This is a genomic window from Sphingomonas pokkalii (assembly GCF_003096275.1).
Classification (GTDB): Bacteria; Pseudomonadota; Alphaproteobacteria; order Sphingomonadales; family Sphingomonadaceae; genus Sphingomonas; species Sphingomonas pokkalii.
Window position 1 is genome coordinate 884,475 of record NZ_QENQ01000001.1, and the last position, 17,487, is coordinate 901,961.

Sequence of the window (17,487 nt, forward strand, 5' to 3'; positions counted from 1 at the left end):
CCGTGTTCAACACGGTCGCCGAAGCCAAGTCCAAGACCGGCGCCGATGCCAGCGTGATCTACGTGCCGCCCCCCTTCGCGGCGGATTCGATCCTCGAGGCGATCGATGCCGAGATTCCGCTGATCGTCGCGATCACCGAAGGCATTCCGGTGCTGGACATGGTGAAGGTGAAGCGCGCGCTTTCCGGTTCCAAGTCGCGCCTGATCGGCCCGAACTGCCCGGGCGTGCTGACGCCGGGCGAGTGCAAGATCGGCATCATGCCGGGCTCGATCTTCTCCAAGGGCTCGGTGGGCGTCGTGTCGCGCTCGGGCACCCTCACCTATGAGGCGGTGTTCCAGACCACCAATGCGGGCCTGGGCCAGACCACGGCCGTCGGCATCGGCGGTGACCCGGTCAACGGCACCAACTTCATCGACGTGCTCGAGCTGTTCCTCGCCGACGAAGCCACCCAGTCGATCATCATGATCGGCGAGATCGGCGGCTCGGCGGAAGAAGAAGCGGCCCAGTTCCTGATCGACGAGGCCAAGCGTGGCCGCAAGAAGCCGATGGCCGGCTTCATCGCGGGCCGCACCGCCCCTCCGGGCCGCCGCATGGGCCATGCCGGCGCGATCGTCTCGGGCGGCCAGGGCGGCGCCGAAGACAAGATCGCAGCCATGGAAGCCGCCGGCATCCGCGTCTCCCCCAGCCCCTCGCTGCTCGGCGAGACGCTTATGGAAGTGCTCAAGGGCTGACCCGAACAGCCCAGGTTTGAAGAGGGGGACATCGCGATGACGGAATTTCGCTTCGAGGATCAGTTCACGCCGTTTGGCGAAATCGAAACCCAGCCGCTCAGCAATTTCCAGAAGGTCGTCGCGCGCCGGCTTTCGCAGAGCTGGAACGCGATCCCCCACGTCACCCACCAGGATGACATCGACGTCACGGCGCTGGAGGCGCATCGCAAGAGCCTTGCCGTCAAGGTCACGCCGCTTGCCTATCTCGCCAAGGCGCTGGCACTGGCGCTGCGGGCCTTTCCCCAATTCAACGCATCGCTTTCCGAAGATGGAAAGACGCTGATCCTCAAGAAATATTGCAACGTCGGCATCGCCGTCGACGGCCCGGCTGGCCTGCTGGTGCCGGTGCTGCGCGACGTCGATACGAAGACGCTGGCGGAAATCGCCGCCCAAATCGCGGTACTGAGCTCGCAGGCGCGGGAAAAGGGCCTGCCGATGAGCGCGATGTCGGGCGGCTGCATGACGATCAGTTCGCTGGGCGGCATCGGCGGTACCGCGTTCACGCCGATCATCAATCAGCCGGAAGTGGCGATCCTGGGGGTTACCCGCACGCGGCAGGCGGCGGTCTGGACGGGGCGCGCGTTCGAACCCCGGCTGATGATGCCGCTGTCGCTGAGTTACGACCATCGCGTGATCAACGGTGCGGACGCCGCGCGCTTCCTCCGCTTCCTCGGCGAGTTGGTGGCCACGCCCGACAAGCTTTGACGCGGCCCATGAAGCCCAGCACATCGCGTCCAAATCTCATTTCTGATGAGTCACAATCTCATTTCTGATTGCTCCTGCTTGCGACAATTAGCAGGTCGAAAGGGCGGCCGGAACGCCATACGCTCTCCCGATCCGAACGGCAGTTTCGGAACAAATAATCGGAGAGGAGAGGCCCTGATGCGTGTGAACGCTCGGTATTTGGCTGTTGTCTCGCTTACCACGATCGCCGCGATCTCTGCGGTGGACCCTGCGCTTGCGCAGAAAGCGCCCCCCGGTGCTTCGTCGGATCAACTCGACGATATCGTGGTTACAGCCCGCAAGATCGCGGAATCGTCGCAATCGCTTCCTATCACCGTCAATGCCCTGGACAGCAAGGATATCGCCCGGAAGGTCGTCCTGAACGTCCAGGACTTGCAGTTGGTGACGCCTGGGCTGACGATTTCGAACAACGCTACCGGGGGATCGCCGGTATTCGCCATCCGAGGCACCGCGACCGAAATCGGCATCGATGGCGGCGTCGCGCTCTACTTCAACGACGTTCCGCTGATCTCGACGGTCGGAATGGTCAATGCGTTTTACGACGTTTCGACCGTGGAGGTTCTCAAGGGACCGCAGGGCACCCAGTTCGGCACCAACACGACAGGGGGCACGATCACGGTCCGCACCAACCTGCCCACGAAGGACGTCGAAGGCTATCTCAAGGCCGGATACGGGAACTATAATCGGCGGGAGCTCGAAGGCGTCGTCAACTTGCCGGTGAACGACGTGCTGTCGTTTCGCGTCGCCGGAAATTACGTCAAGCGCGACGGGTATGTGAACAATCCTGTCGGCGCGGGCGCCGTTCCCGACCGCCTGTCCAACGAGAACCATTATTCGCTCCGCGGCACGATGCTGATGCGCAGCGGCCCGGTCGAAAGCGTGTTGATCGTCGATTACTATAATCGCGACGAAGCGCAGCCCGGCTACGTTCCCCTCGCCTTCGGTCCCAGCGCCTTGGGCGTCAATCCTGCCTTGCTCGGGGGACGGACGGGCAATCGGAGCACCGTGTATATGGGGCCGAACCCTTCGGGTATCCAGACGCCGTCCTTTGGAAAGTCCGATCTGTACGGTGTTCAGCATCGCGTGAACATCGATGTTTCGGACAATCTTACGTTCCGAAACGTCATCGGATTTCGGCACGATAACAACACGACGTCGGAAGAGCCCAGTGGAACGGCCCTCTACATCGTCAACGTCTACAACAATACGAAGATCGATCAGTGGAACGATGACGTTACCCTGCGATACTCGGCCCTGGAAAACCGGCTTCGCTTGAGCTTGGGCGGATACATATCCCTGCAGGACAAGACGCAGGGTATCAATGTCAACGCGGTGCAGTCGCTGTACGAGGCATTCTTCGGAGCGCCGCTGGTGACCGTCATACGGAATTACGAGCGGCACAAGATCAATTCGAAGGCTGTGTATTTCAATGGTGAGTTCGACATCACCAGAACACTCGGCATTTCCGGTGGCGTTCGGTACAACTGGGATCACGTCTCGTCCCGCGTTTCGGCTTCGCAGGCCAATGGTATTCTGCCGATCGTCGGCCCGAAATTCCTCCCCGACGCGGCGGTTCCCTGTACGGCTCTGGCGCTGGCGGGATATGCCGACAAGAATCTGGATCTATGCTTCGCCAGACGCGCCAAGAGCTTCAAGGCGCCGAGCTGGAACATCGTCCTGACCAACAAGTTCAGCCGCGACGTCCTCGCCTATATCAAGGCCAGCCACGGCTATCTCGCTGGCGGCACGAACTTCACGATCCGCGAGGTGCCTTTCTTCGAGCCCGAAACCACGACGATGTTCGAGGGCGGCTTGAAAGCGGACTGGCGCCTTGGTGGTCGACCGGTTCGTACCAACGTCGCCGTTTATTACGGTCGGACGACGAACAAGCAAGTCAACTACAACGCCAACTATGACGACGGATTCTCCGCATATGGCGTTTTCAATGCGGCGAAGCTGGAGGTCTATGGCCTGGATCTCGAGGCGCGATACTCGCCTCTTCCGCACCTGACGCTGGATGGAAGCTACAACTACATCCACGCAGAGTTCAAGGATTTCCGGTTCCCTGCCGTCGGGGGCAACGGAGACGGAAAAACCGGTGCCACGCTGGTGCCGGCAGTCGACCTGAGTGGCGCTACGCCAGCCCAGACGCCGAAGCATCAGGTCAACGCCGCCATTACCTATGAGTGGCCGGTAGATCCCAAGTCGGGCGTACTCTCCACGACGATCTCCGGCTATTATACGAGCACGATCAGCCAGACCAACGTCTTCGCGCCCTACAACGCCTCGTTCGGGCAGAAGTATAATGAGCTGAAAGGCTATTTCCTCGCCAGCGCCTCGCTCAACTGGAAGCACGTCCTGGGTTCGCCGGTCAGCGGGCAATTGTGGGTGCGGAACATCTTCGACAAGGAATATATCACCTTCCAGAACGCGCAATTCCAGGCGTTCGGCTATTCCACCGCCTTGTTCGGTGCGCCGCGTACCTTCGGCGCTTCCGCGACCATCGAGTTCTGAACCATAGCCCGCAATCCGGCCGCCGCGTTGCGCGCGTGGCGGCCGGGGGCGGGCACCCACCGATCCGCGCGGCCCAGCGCACGGCCGCGCGGGCCGGCCATCGTTTCTTGGAAAGGGTGACGACATGCGTGCATTGCTGTTCAGATCGCCGGGCGAACCGCTCGCGCTCGAAACCATACCCGACCCCGAACCCGGCGAGGGCGAGGTCGTCATCCGGGTGGCACGTTGCGGCGTCTGCGGAACCGACGTGCACGCCACCAGCGGCCATGGCTTCGTGCTGCCGGCGGGAAGCCAGCTTGGCCATGAATATGGCGGTGAGGTGGTCGCCGTCGGAAAGAACGTCGATCGCCTGGCGGTGGGCGACCGCATCGCCGCGATGACGGTCGTCGGCTGCGGCCAATGCGAAGGCTGCAAGAGCGGCATCGACCTTTTGTGTACCAACCAATATGTCGGCTATGCGCATGGCCTCGCCGAATATGCCCGCGTCAGCGCCCGGGGCGCGACCAAGCTGCCCGCGACGATGAGCCTGGCGGACAGCGCGCTGGTCGAGCCCTTCGCTGTCGGTTGTCGTGCCGTCCGCCTGTCCGATGTGCAAAGGGATGCGAAAATCGTCATCATCGGCCCCGGGCCGATCGGGCTTTCGGTGCTGTTCTGGTTGCGCAAGCGCGGCGTGGAAAATGTCGTCATGCTCGCGTCCAGCGATCGGCGCAGGACGCTGACGGAGTCCATGGGCGGCGACAAGTTCGTGGTGGAAAAGGACAGCGCGGGCGAGGAGATTCGCGCCATCCTGGGCGGTGCCCCCGACATCGTGTTCGAAGCTGCCGGCGTCCCCGGCGTGGTGGGACGCGCGATCGATCTGGTGCGCCCGGGCGGCACGATCATCGGGCTGGGCTTCTGTCTGCAGCCGGACACGATCATCCCCGGCATGGCGATGATCAAGGACGTGACGATCCGCTGGTCCACCACGTTCACGCGCGAGGATTTCGCCGCTTGTGCCGATGCGATCGACAAGGACGCGGTGCTGGCACGCTCGCTGGTGAGCACCGTCGTCGGGATGGAACAGGCATCGGCGGCCTTCGAGGATTTTCGCAATGGCAAAGGCGGCAGCGGCAAGTTGCAGATCGATCCGTGGAGCTGAGGATGACGACAGAAGTGGAAGCGCGTTTCGAAGCGCTGCACGCGCGTGCGACCGATCAAACCGGGCTGACGGATTTTGGCGGGACGGACTATCATGACGGGCTGCGCGTCTTGCTGGAATCGCTCGACGAAGGCTGGCTGGGCCCGATGGAAGTGGCTGCAGCGGAAGGCCTTGTCGTCGAGACGCTGGTTTCGCGCCTGAAGACCGAAGCGCAGTGGAAGGCGCATCCAGAATTTGCGCGCCGCGCGATCGTTGCGCCGCTCATCGTCATCGGCGTCCCGCGCACCGGCACCACCGCGCTCTACAATCTTCTCAGCCAGGATCCGCAGTTCCAGGGCATCGAGAAATGGCTGTGCGATGCGCCGCTGGTGCGCCCGGCACGCGAAACCTGGGAATCGCACCCGCAATATCGGGCCTGTGTGGCCGCGGTCGAGCAGATGACGGCGCTGGCGCCCCAGGCGATGCTCGCGCACGGGGTACGTCCCGACGATGTCGACGAATGCCTGGTGCCGATGGCGCAGAGCTTCTGTTCCAACTCCTTTCCTTCGCAACTGGACCTGCCGCGCTACGATCGCTGGCTGCTGACCGCGGATGAGACGGCGTCCTATCGGCGGTACAAGGATGTTCTCCGGCTTGTCGGGCTGAACGACGATCGTCGCTGGCTCCTCAAGAATCCCAGCCATGTCTTCGGCATCCACGCGCTGCTGGCGGTCTTTCCCGACGCCCTTGTGGTGCAGACGCACCGGCATCCCGCCGCATCCTTGGGATCGGTGGTCAATCTGCTCGACAATTTCATGACCGCCGTGACCGGCAAGAGCATCAACCGGGCGCGCCGCCTGGAACGCGAAGCCGCCTTTTGGGCGGAAGGCGTGCGCCGGACGATGGCGGCGCAGGATCGCCATCCCGATCGCTTCGTCAACGTGCTGCAACAGGATATCCGGCGCGACCCGCTGGGCGTGGTCCATCGGATCTACGGCACGTTCGGCCTGAACTTGTCGGCGGAGGCGGAGCGCGCGATGCGCGAATGGGCGGACCGGAATGCGGAGTCGGGAGGCGAAGGGCATAGCTACGACCGTCTCGACCGCGACGACCCCTTGGTGGAACCCTTCAAGCCTTATGTGCAGCGCTATGCCCTCTGATCTCCCGCACGACGATCGGATCGTCGTCCGCCGCCCGCCTGCCGTGGCGCCTGCCGCCGGCTCGCTGGGCCTCGAACTGTTCCAGAATGCCTATGTCGTGCGCGACCTGGACGCGGCGATGGAGCAAATCGGCGCATCCTTCGGGGTGCGGAAATTCACGATGGTGCCGGTGCCGCCGCTCGACGGCGGCGCGACGCTGCGGATCGCGCTCGCCTGGTGCGCCGGGCAGATGATCGAACTGATCGAGGCGCGTGGGCCGGGCCTGGAACTGCACGCGACCTGGCTTCCCGAGGGCGCCGACATCCGATTTCACCATAACGGCTACTTCGTGCGGAACGAGCGGGAATGGGCCGATCTGCTGCAGAAGCTTGCGGAAGAGGGAAGGCCGATCGTGATGTCCGGCGATTCCGGCTTCATCCGCTATGCCTATGTCTACGCTGCCGAGCTTGGCCATTATCTGGAATTTGTCCTGCCGAACGCGGACGGCAAGGCGTTCTTCGAAAACGTGGCGGCAAACTGATATCCCGGTTCCGGGGATGGAGGAGAAGACGAAGGCGGTCGCTGGGGCGTTGATCGCGACGGGCGGTGAGGCCGCGCGAGGGTCGCGGCGCGGGCCGCGATGCCCGTCCGTCAATCGGCCGCCGCGATCGTCCTTCGTGCGCCTGCCACGCAGCGCGCCATCCGCTCGTGCGGGCCGACGCCCTGTTCGGCAAGCGCGCGCAACGGCACCTCCATGCCGATGGCTTCGACGTGCGACAGGATCGACAGGATCTGTACGAGCGGGGCCTCACCGTCGCCGGGGATCCTCCGCTCGTACATCGCCTCCTCGAGATAGTCTTCGCAGGCCGGCGCGCGCGGCACGTCGGAAAGCTGGATGTGCGAGACCAGGTCCGCCACCTCGGTCAGCTGTTCCAGGCTCGATCCGGAGCGGAAGAAGTGCATCGCATCGATCAGCAGCCGGGCAGCGCCGCCCGCGTGGCGGACGATGTTTACCCCAGCCTCCAGCGTATCGATTACCGAAATCGGGCAGAACTCGATCGTGGGCAGCATGTCCCGTTCGACGGCCATTTCCGCGAAGATCGCGAACTGGTCGTGCGTGCGTTCCAGGCTGGGATCGAAGCTGATGGAATTGGCCCGGCGGACGCCCAGGTCGTGATAGAGGTCGAGGTGCGGCGCCAGGCTTTCCCGGGCGTCGACGCCGGGCAGGAAGGCGTTGCCATCCCCCAGCAGCAATTCGATGCCCGTATCCGCGAGCGCCGCCTTGAGCTCCCGGCGCAGCGCCGCATCCTCGAGCAGGTTCCAGGGCGCATAGCCCTCCGGGTTGAACGGTAGCGGTGCGGGTACCGTGCCGATGAACTGACAGTCGAGATCGGCTGCGAGATGAACGAGATCGACGGGCGATAGTCCGAAGACGCCCAAAAATTCCAGGCCCAGCTTGCGCATCCTGTCCCCTCCGCTTGTGGTGCGCGCATGGACCTTCCCGACTGTCCCGTGGATATGGTTCGGGCCGGCTGCACGTCTCAGCGCCAAGGTGTAGTCTCGTGTCGCAACGGAAGTCATGGCGATCCGGCGCCGCGCCGGACCAATCACATCCGTGGAGCTTTGGGTGCGACGGGGTGGGTTCGGTGCCCGACCTGCGCGCCGCGGCGGTTTGGCGGCGGCGGCGTGGCAGCTATCCGATGGCTGATATTCGCCGGGGCGCGTGGACAGGCGCTCCGCGATCGACGACGACGATGCGAAAGCGCGGGGCGTCGCAATCCAGCCGACGACCCCGCGAGCATGTGATCCCGGGTGCGCACCGCACGCCCGGAGATGCTGCGCGAGGAGCGGAAATGCCGACGTTGAAGGTCACCAATCTTGCGGGCGAGGAGCGACTGGTCGAGGCCGAGAGCGGCCGCACGGTGATGGAAATCATCCGCGACAACGGCTTTGCCGACCTGCAGGCCTTGTGCGGCGGCTGCTGCTCCTGCGCCACCTGCCATGTCTATGTCGACGAGGCGTTCGCCGATCGGTTGCAGCCGATTTCCGACGACGAGAGCGATCTGCTCGATAGTTCCGCCAATCGTACCGCGCAGTCGCGCCTGTCGTGCCAGCTGGTGTTCAGCCAGGCGCTGGACGGGCTGCGGGTGCGCATCGCGGAGGCTGGATGATCGCGGCTGCGGCGGCGCGCACACCAACGAAATTCACTGGATCGCGGAGCATGAAAATGCGCAAGGAAAGCTTATCGGGCAAGGTCGCCATCGTCATGGGGGCGACGCGCGAAGGCAATATGGGGCAGGCGATCGCGCGCCGGTTTATCGCGGAAGGCGCCAGCGTCGTCGTGTCGGGCCGGTCGGCGGCCGGACTGGAGGCATTCGCCGCGGCGACGGGGGCGGTGGCGATACCCGCCAATGTGGCGCGCAAGGACGAGGTGATGGCGCTGTTCCGCGAGGCCCAGGCGCGCTTCGGCAAGGTGGACATCGCCGTCAACGCCGCCGCCACCGCGCAATATGGCGACTTCGAGGCGATGACCGAGGCCGAGATCGACGAGATGCTCGCGATCATCTTCAAGGGCGGCATCTGGTTCATGCAGGCCGCCATCGGCGCCCTGAAGGCCGCGGGGGGCGGGGCCATCGTCAACATCTCGTCGGCGGTCGCCGACATCATGTTCGAAAAACACGCTGCCTATATGGGCGCGAAGGCGGGGCTCAACCAAATGACCCGCGCCGTCGCGAACGAATATGGCCAATATGGCATCCGCGCCAACATCATCTCTCCCGGCCTGACCGAAACGCCGATTCTGGGCGACATGTTCACCCCGGCGATCGTCGAAGCCTTTGTCCGCGAATATCCGCTCGGCCGGATCACAACGGTGGAGGATATCGCGAACGCCGCGGTGTTCGTGGCCGGCGACGAGTGTTTCATGACCGGCCAGACCTTCCATGTGACCGGCGGCCTTACCCTGCGGCGGAACCCGACGGCTGCGGAGATTCAACGCGCGGCCATGCAGCAGGGATGACGCGAATTCGACGACCTTGAACGAGGGATGGAACCAATGGCGATGCAGAACTGGTCAGAATATGTCGACTTGCTGAAGTCTGCCGGGAACATTCTGGCAGATGCGACGGCGCCCGTCGACGAGCAGCTGCGTGCCGATCTGTATCGGCAGATTTCGATGAATTTGTCGCAAGCCTATTTTCTGCTGATGGCGAGCGACCCGCGCTATCCCGAGTTCGTTCCCTATCTGAATTCGGGCTTCCTGCTGCAGCCGAATCCCGATTCGATCTATTATGTGGCGAGCCTGGACGGCGCCGGCACCTACCGCGTGACCGGAGAGCGCGGCAACGCGCCGGTGGTGGGCTTCGCGACCGGCAACAAGATGTTCGGTACCGACGGGCTGAAAATGGGCAAGGGCTTCGGCAATTACGACGCCAATGATCTCACGCTGGATGCCGAGGGCAAATTCTCGGTGATCTTCAGCGCGGAGCGACCGGCCGGCTATGACGGCGACTGGCTGCATCTGGATCCGCAGTCCGATTTCCTGATGCTGCGGCAATTCTCCTATGACTGGGGGCGCGAGCAGGACGCCCGCGTCGCGATCGAGCGGCTCGACCGGCCGGCGGGCCTCAAGGCGCGGCTCAGCGCCGACGAGGTCGACGCGCGGCTGCGCAGGCTCTTCGCCTATGCGCGCGACGTGAGCCGCGTCGCACTCGCGCAAATCCGCCGAACCCATGACGGCGGCTTCGTCAACAAGATGCACATCCACACCTTCCAGGAGATGGGCAACGGTGAAGACTGGCCGCAGGCCTATTTCGAAACGGTGTTCGACATTGGCCCGGATGAAGCGCTGGTGATCGAAAGCGCGTTGCCCGAGATCCAGACCTACTGGAACGTCCAGGTGATCGACGGGCTGTGGAACCAGGTGGATATCCCCTATCGCCAGAGCAGCCTGAACGGCCATACCGCCACGATCGACACGGACGGCACGTTCCGCGCCGTCCTGGCGCATACCGATCCCGGATTTCTCAACTGGTTGGACACGGGCGGCAACCTCTACGGCATGCTGATCGGCCGCTGGTATCGCTGTTCGTCGACGCCGACGCCCGAGGTTCGCAAGATGAAGCTCGCGGATGTCGCTGCGTATCTCGGCACCCGATCCGCCCGGGCGACGCCGGAGGCACGCGAGGCGCAGCTGCGGCAGCGCCTGATCGGCAACCAGCTGCGGCGGAAATGGTAGCGCCGCTTCCCGGCACTGCGTCCGGCCCGAGCGGCCGTGCTTTTCCCGCCTGAACGAGACGGAAGTGCGAGGGGTGCCCCCTGGGCATCCCTCGCTTGCTGTCGGCTGGATACCCGCCACGCTCCCTACGGCGCTCTTTCGCCTGCTGGAGGCGACGCTGCGTTCCAGGTTCGTTCTCTGCGCGCGCTCGACCATTCGGTCATCATGGTTCTGATATGACGGGAAGCGATCGGGCGGTTCCGCGCTGTGCTGCATTCTGTTGCTGCTAAAATATGAAAAATAAAACAAATAGTTATGTCAAGTTTCGTGCAAACTTGCAGGCAGTGGCGAAGGTGGCGCTCATGCGACCGGCACCGTGATGCTCCCAAATGGGAGCATCGTGCCGATGCACCGCGCGGCATCCCGAAGACACTGGATGTAACAACGAAGTTCTGACTCATGAGCACGCATGCAAACCGAAGGATTCTGACCCATCTCGAACGTCTCGAGGCCGAAGCGATTCACATCATGCGCGAAGTGGTGGCGGAGGCCACCAATCCGGTGATGCTCTATTCGGTCGGCAAGGACAGCGCCGTCATGCTGCATCTGGCGCGCAAGGCCTTCTACCCTTCGCCACCGCCCTTTCCGCTGCTGCACGTCGACACGACATGGAAGTTCCAGGCGATGTATGCGCTGCGCAATCGGATGGCGGCCGAAAGCGGCATGGAACTGATCGTCTATCAGAACCCCGAAGCGGCTGCTCGCGGGATCAATCCCTTCGACCATGGCGCATTGCATACCGACCTTTGGAAAACCGAAGGCCTGAAGCAGGCGCTCGACAAATATGGTTTCGATGCGGCCTTTGGCGGCGCCCGGCGCGACGAGGAGAAGAGCCGGGCGAAGGAGCGCATCTTTTCCTTCCGCACCGCTTCGCATGGCTGGGATCCCAAGAACCAGCGGCCGGAACTGTGGAACCTGTACAATGCCCGCAAGAACAAGGGCGAATCCATCCGGATATTCCCGATATCGAATTGGACCGAGCTCGATATCTGGCAATATATCCAGCTGAACGACGTTCCTATCGTTCCGCTATATTTCGCGGACGTGCGGCCGACGTTCGAGTGGGAGGGCGGCTTGTTCATGGCCGACGACATCGCGCGGCTCGAAAAGGTGCTCGGCTATCGCCCGAAGATCACGGAGCGCTCGATCCGGTTCCGCACGCTGGGCTGCTTCCCGCTCACCGGCGCGGTCGAAAGCACGGCGAAGACGCTTTCCGCGGTGATCCAGGAAACGCTGCTCACCACCACCAGCGAACGCCAGGGGCGGGTGATCGACAAGGATGCCGGCGGCGCCGGCATGGAAGTGAAGAAGCAGCAGGGATATTTCTGAAACGCGGCGCCCGACGCGCCGATCAGAGACGATCCCGCCGACAGGCAACGCCGTTCCCCACGATGCGGGAACACAGGGCAGGACTCAGACCATGGACCAGATCAACGTGCAATCGGGCGGCGCGGAAGCCGCCTATGTTACCGACGCGCTCATCGCGGAAGACATCGATGCCTATCTCGACACGCACCAGCGCAAGACGATGTTGCGCTTCATCACCTGCGGTTCGGTAGATGACGGCAAGTCGACGCTGATCGGCCGGCTGCTCTACGATTCGAAGATGATCTTCGAGGATCAGCTCGCGCTGCTCCAGGCGGACTCCAAGAAGGTCGGAACGCAAGGTGCGGAGATCGACTTCGCGCTGCTGGTGGACGGGCTCGCCGCCGAGCGCGAGCAGGGGATCACCATCGACGTCGCCTATCGGTTCTTCAACACCGAAAAGCGCAAGTTCATCGTCGCCGATTGCCCCGGCCACGAGCAGTATACGCGCAATATGGTGACCGGCGCGAGCACCGCCGACCTTGCGGTGATCCTGATCGATGCGCGCAAGGGCGTGCTCGTCCAGACGCGCCGACACTCTTATCTCTGCCATCTGATCGGCATTCGCAACATCGTGCTGGCGGTCAACAAGATGGACCTGGTCGGCTACGATGCGGCCGTGTTCGATGCGATCGTCCGCGACTATGCCGCATTCGCCCGCTCGATCGGGATCGAAGACTTCACCGCCATTCCGATCTCGGGATTCAAGGGCGACAACATCACCGCCCCGTCCTCCAACACGCCCTGGTACACCGGCCCGTCGCTAGTCGAGCACCTCGAGACGGTGGATATTGCCGCGTCCGCGGACGCCGAGCGGCCGTTCCGCATGCCGGTGCAATGGGTCAACCGGCCCGATCTGGACTTTCGCGGCTTTTCCGGGCTGGTCGCCACCGGGACGGTACGGCCGGGCGACGCGATCCGCGTGCTGCCTTCGGGCAAGACCAGCACGGTCACGCGGATCGTCACGCTGGACGGCGATCTCGATCAGGCGGTCGCCGGGCAATATGCCACGTTGTGCCTTGCCGACGAGGTCGATTGCTCGCGCGGCGACGTCATTGCCACGGCCGACCAGCCGCCGCAGGCCGCCGACCAGTTCGAGGCGACGCTGGTCTGGCTCGACGACGAGCCGATGCTGCCGGGCCGCGCCTATTGGCTGAAGCTCGCGACGAAGACCGTCTCGGCAACGATCCAGCCGCCCAAATATGTCGTCGACGTCAACTCGCTCGAGCATCTCGCCGCCAAGACGCTGGAGTTGAATGCGATCGGGGTTGCGGAACTGGCGACCGACAAGCCGCTGGTGTTCGAACCCTATGCGCAAGGGCATATGCTCGGTGGCTTCGTGCTGATCGACAAGATCACCAATGCCACCGTCGCTGCGGGCATGCTCCACTTCAGCCTGCGCCGGGCGCAGAATGTGCATTGGCAGTCGGTGGACGTCAGCCGGGAGGCGCATGCGGCGCTCAAGAACCAGCAGCCGCGGCTGTTGTGGTTCACCGGGCTTTCCGGATCGGGCAAGTCGACCATTGCCAATCTCGTCGAGAAGCAGCTCCATGCGCTTGGCAAGCACACCTTCCTGCTCGACGGCGACAATGTCCGGCACGGCCTCAACAAGGATCTGGGCTTCACCGAAGCCGACCGTATCGAGAATATCCGGCGCGCCGGCGAAGTGGCGAAGCTGATGACGGATGCGGGTCTGATCGTGCTCACCGCATTCATCAGCCCGTTCCGTGCCGAGCGCGAGATGGTGCGCAACATGGCAAATGCAGGCGAGTTCCTCGAAATCTTCGTCGACACGCCGCTGGAGGAAGCCGAGCGCCGCGACGTGAAGGGGCTGTATCGCAAGGCCCGCGCCGGGCAGCTCAAGAACTTCACCGGCATCGACAGCCCCTATGAAGCGCCGGAAAACCCTGAAATCCGGATCGACACCACGGTGGAGAGTCCGGAAGCGGCGGCGCAGCGCATCGTATCGCTGTTGATCGGAGAGCAGGCATGATCGGTGCCGCCTTCGACCAGGACGCCGCGCTTGCCGCGCATCTTGCGGATTGCGCCGGCAGGTTGCTCCTGCTGGTGCGCGACAGCGCGGCCTTCAGCGCGAAGAAATTGGGCAAGGCGGGGGACGCCACCGCCAACCAGTTTCTGGTGCATGCGCTACGCGAACAGCGGCCCGAGGACGGGCTGCTGTCCGAAGAGGAGAAGGACAATCTCGATCGCCTGACTCGATCGAGGACGTGGATCGTCGATCCCGTCGACGGCACGCGCGAATATGGCGAGGCGCGCGCCGACTGGGCGGTGCATGTCGGCCTCGCCGTGGACGGCGTCGCCAGCGTGGGCGCGGTGGCGCTGCCCGGCGCCGGAGTCGTGCTCCGCACGGATCAGCCGCGCACCGTGCCGGCGCCGCCCTCCACGCTCCGCATGGTCGTCAGCCGAACACGGCCGGCGCGGGAAGCCGTCGCCGTCGCCGAGGCGATCGGTGCGGAGCTGGTGCCGATGGGCAGCGCAGGCGCGAAGGCGATGAGCGTGATCCTGGGCGAGGCGGACATCTATCTCCATTCGGGCGGGCAGTTCGAATGGGATTCCTGTGCGCCGGTGGCCGTGGCGCTGGCCCATGGCCTGCATTGCTCGCGGATCGACGGCAGTCCGCTCGTCTACAATCAGCACGACAGCTATCTGCCGGACCTGCTGGTGTGCCGGAAGGAACATGCGGCGATGGTGCTGGAGGCGGTGGCGGCCGTCTCAGCATAGCGGGGCGAGGCCGTTCAGCAGGATGCGGACCAGGTCGCTCTGCCCGCGCGCGCCGGTCTTGGCGTAGATGCGCTTGGAATAGTTGCGCGCGGTTTCGGCGGTCAGGCCCAGGCGCAGGCCTGCATCGATGATCGGTTCGCCGAGAGTCAACGCATGGGCGAGCGCGGCCTCGCGCGGCGAAAGCCCGTAGACGCTCGCGATCAGGCGGATTGCCGCGTCCGCGTCGCCGCGGCCCGCGATGCGCAGCGTGCCGATCGCGACGGGTGCGGCATGCGGGCTGGGCAGCACCAGATCGGCCTTGCGCAGCAACAGCCACAGGGACTGGTGTGGATCGAGCAGAACCAGTTGCTCGGACGATGCGCCGCTGGCGATGCTGCCACAGGCGTGTTCCAAGAGGCGGGCCGCATCGGGCGTGAGCTGCATCCGCTGCCCGACGCCGGGATCCGGACTCGAGGAAAAGGGCAGCAGGGCGCGGCACAGGGCATCGGCGGCGATCACCCGGCCGGCCGCGTCGAACGCGAGCTGCCCCGCGCCGAGGCGGGCCAGCGCATCTTCGGCCAGGGCGATCCGCAGCCGCTGCTCGGCGATCGCCGCCAGTCCGCGCAGGGCCGATGCCATCAGCGGGGCAAGGGCGCTCAGCGCGGCGCTGGCACGCGCCGAGAAATCCTCGCGCTCGCGCACCAGGAACAGCGAGGCATCGGCTGCCCCGCGCGCCGAAATCCGGAGCCACCGCCCGTGATTGATGTTCATCGCATGCAATGCGTCCCGCTGGCGCCGCAGTGCGGCGGGATCGTCATAGTTCAGCAGTTCATCGAGGTCGTAGACGCGTTCGGGTCGCAACGCGGTATAGGGGTACAATCCCAGCGCCAGGATGCGTTCGAAGTCGAGCGGCGGTTCGTGCGCCGCGCGGGGGGCGGCCGCATGCAGGACCGTGGGGGTCTGGGCGAAGTCGCGATTTTCCAGCACGATCGTCATGAAGGCGCGGCGGGCATTGGTCAGTGCCACCAGATTGCGCATGAACAAGCCCCAGGGCGGGTCCTCGTGGATGCCGTCGACCAGCGGCAGGAACAGTTCGCGGTGGTTCGCCGATAGATGCTGCACGTCGCTCAGGCCCCATGCGCAGCACGATGTTCATGCCCGAACCGGCCACACGCTTCAGTTGTACGCGCGCCGATCCTCGCGGAGAAGCTGCGCCGCACGCATCGCCATGCCCATCGTCGGCGCGTTGGTGTTGCCGGCGACCATTTCGGGGAAAACCGAACAGTCGATCACCCGCAGGCCCTCGATGCCCCGCAGCCGCAGCCGGCCGTCGAGCGGCGCGGTATTGTCCTTCCCCATGCGCACCGTGGCGGTCGCGTGGTAGCCGGCAGATCCGTAGCGCCGGAACAGGTCGAGGATCTCCTCGTCGCTCTGTGCCTGCGCGGAGAACGCAGTTTCGCCCACCAGGAAGGGCTGAATCGGCGCCTGCGCCATCAGCCGTCGGACGTAGCGGAACTGGCCGATCGCGGCACGCTGGTCATAGGGGTCGGACAGATAATTGGGTTCGATCGCGAGCATCGCGGCCGGATCGGGGCTGGTGACGCGCACACTGCCCTGGCTTCGCGGACGGAGCGTCATCGCGAAGATCTGCATGCCCGGCTCCGTTTCCATCGCCATGCCCTTGCCGGGATCGATGGTATAGGGCGCGAACATCAGCTGGCTGTCGGGCCGCTCGCTTTCTTCCAGGACCCGGACGAACGCGGCCGCCTCGGACGAGCCATAGTTCATGATGTTGTTACGGCCGGCGAGGTGCTGCGCCACATTCGCCAGCAGGCGCACGCCGCCGAACTGGTTGTTGACGCTGTCGCGCATGTGCTTGAGCCGCCAGTTCGTCATCACCAGCACATGCTCGCGCAGATGATGGCCGATGCCGGGGCTGTCGAGGGTTACCGGGATTCCGGCGCTATCGAGGTCTTCCGCCGCGCCGATGCCGGAAAGCTGCAGAATGCGGGGCGAACCGATCGCCCCGGCAGAGAGGATCACTTCGCCGGCACAAGCGAACTGGACGGGGCTGCCGTCACCGCGAACGCCTGCGATGCCGGTCACGCGCCGCTGCTCGATCAGCACCCGGTCGGTGCGCACGCCGGTGACGACCTGAAGGTTGGGGCGATGCTGCGCCCGCTTGAGAAAGCCCCGTGCGGCAGAAACGCGGCGCCCCTTCGCATCGATGTTCCACTGCAAGGGGCCGATTCCTTCCTGCCGCGGATCGGAATGGTCGGACTTCACCGGCAAGCCCAGCGCGCGGCCTGCTTCGAGCCACGCCTTGAGCAGCGGCGACGGCGCCGGATGCGACTTCACCTCGATCGGGCCGCCGACGCCGCGATCGGCACTGGCACCGCTGGCGTGGTTTTCGAGCGACCGGAACACAGGCAGCATATGCTCCCACGACCATTGTTCGCCGGCGAGCTCCGCCAGCCGGTCATAGTCGGCTGCGACGCCGCGGTTCCATACCATGCCGTTGACGCCGCTGGAGCCGCCCAGCATCTTCCCGCGGAGCCAGACTTCGGGCCCGGCGCCACCTTCGCGGGCGTTCGTCGTGGGATAGTAATGGGCGGTGTTCGGATCGGTCAGCGTCTTGCCGAAGCCCTTGGGCATGTTGACCACGAAGCTGTCGCCGGACTGCCCTTCCTCCACCAGCAGGACACGGCACGCCGGATCGGCGGAAAGCTGCTCGGCAAGCACGCACCCAGCGGAGCCGGCGCCGACGATGATATAGTCGAAATCTCCCATGCGCGATTTCTGTGTAGTGTTCACTTGCTTTGCAAGCGCGATCTTTGCCCT

15 protein-coding genes are annotated in these 17,487 nt (G+C 64.5%); 12 read left to right on the plus strand and 3 right to left on the minus strand.

The genetic code is table 11. The features are described 5' to 3' along the window. From sucD to DD559_RS04075, 6 genes are all read left to right on the plus strand, one after another. Positions 1–731, plus strand: a 731-nt coding sequence (gene sucD / locus DD559_RS04050) for a succinate--CoA ligase subunit alpha (RefSeq protein ID WP_240610115.1), incomplete at its 5' end; no start/stop codon positions are given. 36 nt (positions 732–767) lie between these two features. After that, positions 768–1,475, plus strand: a complete 708-nt coding sequence (locus DD559_RS04055) for a 2-oxo acid dehydrogenase subunit E2 (protein ID WP_116468054.1) — start codon at positions 768–770, stop codon at positions 1,473–1,475. A 45-nt stretch (positions 1,476–1,520) separates the two neighbouring features. Then, positions 1,521–4,028 carry a TonB-dependent receptor gene (locus DD559_RS04060; RefSeq protein WP_116468055.1) on the plus strand — a complete coding sequence of 836 codons (2,508 nt, stop codon included), beginning with the start codon at positions 1,521–1,523 and terminating at the stop codon, positions 4,026–4,028. Positions 4,029–4,152: 124 nt separating this feature from the next. Continuing rightward, entirely contained in the window at positions 4,153–5,166 is a 1,014-nt protein-coding gene (locus DD559_RS04065) for a zinc-dependent alcohol dehydrogenase (RefSeq protein ID WP_116468056.1), read from the plus strand. 2 nt (positions 5,167–5,168) lie between these two features. Further along, a complete protein-coding gene (locus DD559_RS04070) occupies positions 5,169–6,305 on the plus strand; it encodes a sulfotransferase family protein (protein WP_116468057.1) in 1,137 nt (378 codons plus the stop codon). Next, positions 6,295–6,825, plus strand: coding sequence for a VOC family protein (locus DD559_RS04075; RefSeq protein ID WP_165830968.1), 531 nt, complete (start codon positions 6,295–6,297; stop codon positions 6,823–6,825). Before DD559_RS04070 ends, DD559_RS04075 begins: the two co-directional genes overlap by 11 nt. Positions 6,826–6,935: 110 nt before the next feature. On the opposite strand, the gene DD559_RS04080 is transcribed toward DD559_RS04075, so the two are convergent. Next, the gene (locus DD559_RS04080) at positions 6,936–7,748 is read right to left on the minus strand and encodes a sugar phosphate isomerase/epimerase family protein (protein ID WP_116468058.1); all 813 of its coding nucleotides are present in this window, start codon (positions 7,746–7,748) and stop codon (positions 6,936–6,938) included. A gap of 389 nt (positions 7,749–8,137) precedes the next feature. On the opposite strand from DD559_RS04080, the gene DD559_RS04085 reads away from it, so the two are divergent. The 6 genes from DD559_RS04085 (at position 8,138) to DD559_RS04110 (ending at position 14,667) form a co-directional block, all read left to right on the plus strand. Continuing rightward, positions 8,138–8,455, plus strand: a complete 318-nt coding sequence (locus tag DD559_RS04085; RefSeq protein WP_116468059.1) for a 2Fe-2S iron-sulfur cluster-binding protein — start codon at positions 8,138–8,140, stop codon at positions 8,453–8,455. Between the two features lie 56 nt (positions 8,456–8,511). Continuing rightward, positions 8,512–9,303 (plus strand): SDR family NAD(P)-dependent oxidoreductase, encoded by a 792-nt coding sequence (locus DD559_RS04090; protein WP_116470706.1) that lies wholly within the window; start codon positions 8,512–8,514, stop codon positions 9,301–9,303. A 42-nt stretch (positions 9,304–9,345) separates the two neighbouring features. Further along, positions 9,346–10,521, plus strand: coding sequence for a DUF1214 domain-containing protein (locus tag DD559_RS04095; protein WP_116470707.1), 1,176 nt, complete (start codon positions 9,346–9,348; stop codon positions 10,519–10,521). A gap of 438 nt (positions 10,522–10,959) precedes the next feature. Then, a complete protein-coding gene (gene cysD, locus DD559_RS04100) occupies positions 10,960–11,889 on the plus strand; it encodes a sulfate adenylyltransferase subunit CysD (protein WP_116468060.1) in 930 nt (309 codons plus the stop codon). 91 nt (positions 11,890–11,980) lie between these two features. Beyond that, a complete protein-coding gene (gene cysN / locus DD559_RS04105; RefSeq protein WP_116468061.1) occupies positions 11,981–13,918 on the plus strand; it encodes a sulfate adenylyltransferase subunit CysN in 1,938 nt (645 codons plus the stop codon). After that, positions 13,915–14,667 carry a 3'(2'),5'-bisphosphate nucleotidase CysQ gene (locus DD559_RS04110; RefSeq protein WP_116468062.1) on the plus strand — a complete coding sequence of 251 codons (753 nt, stop codon included), beginning with the start codon at positions 13,915–13,917 and terminating at the stop codon, positions 14,665–14,667. Before cysN ends, DD559_RS04110 begins: the two co-directional genes overlap by 4 nt. On the opposite strand, the gene DD559_RS04115 is transcribed toward DD559_RS04110, so the two are convergent. Next, entirely contained in the window at positions 14,659–15,768 is a 1,110-nt protein-coding gene (locus tag DD559_RS04115) for a helix-turn-helix transcriptional regulator (RefSeq protein ID WP_116468063.1), read from the minus strand. The two genes, DD559_RS04110 and DD559_RS04115, sit on opposite strands and share 9 nt — an antisense overlap. Positions 15,769–15,822: 54 nt before the next feature. Beyond that, positions 15,823–17,436: a GMC family oxidoreductase gene (locus DD559_RS04120; protein WP_116468064.1), complete on the minus strand. Its 1,614-nt coding sequence runs from the start codon at positions 17,434–17,436 to the stop codon at positions 15,823–15,825. Positions 17,437–17,487: the final 51 nt, after the last annotated feature.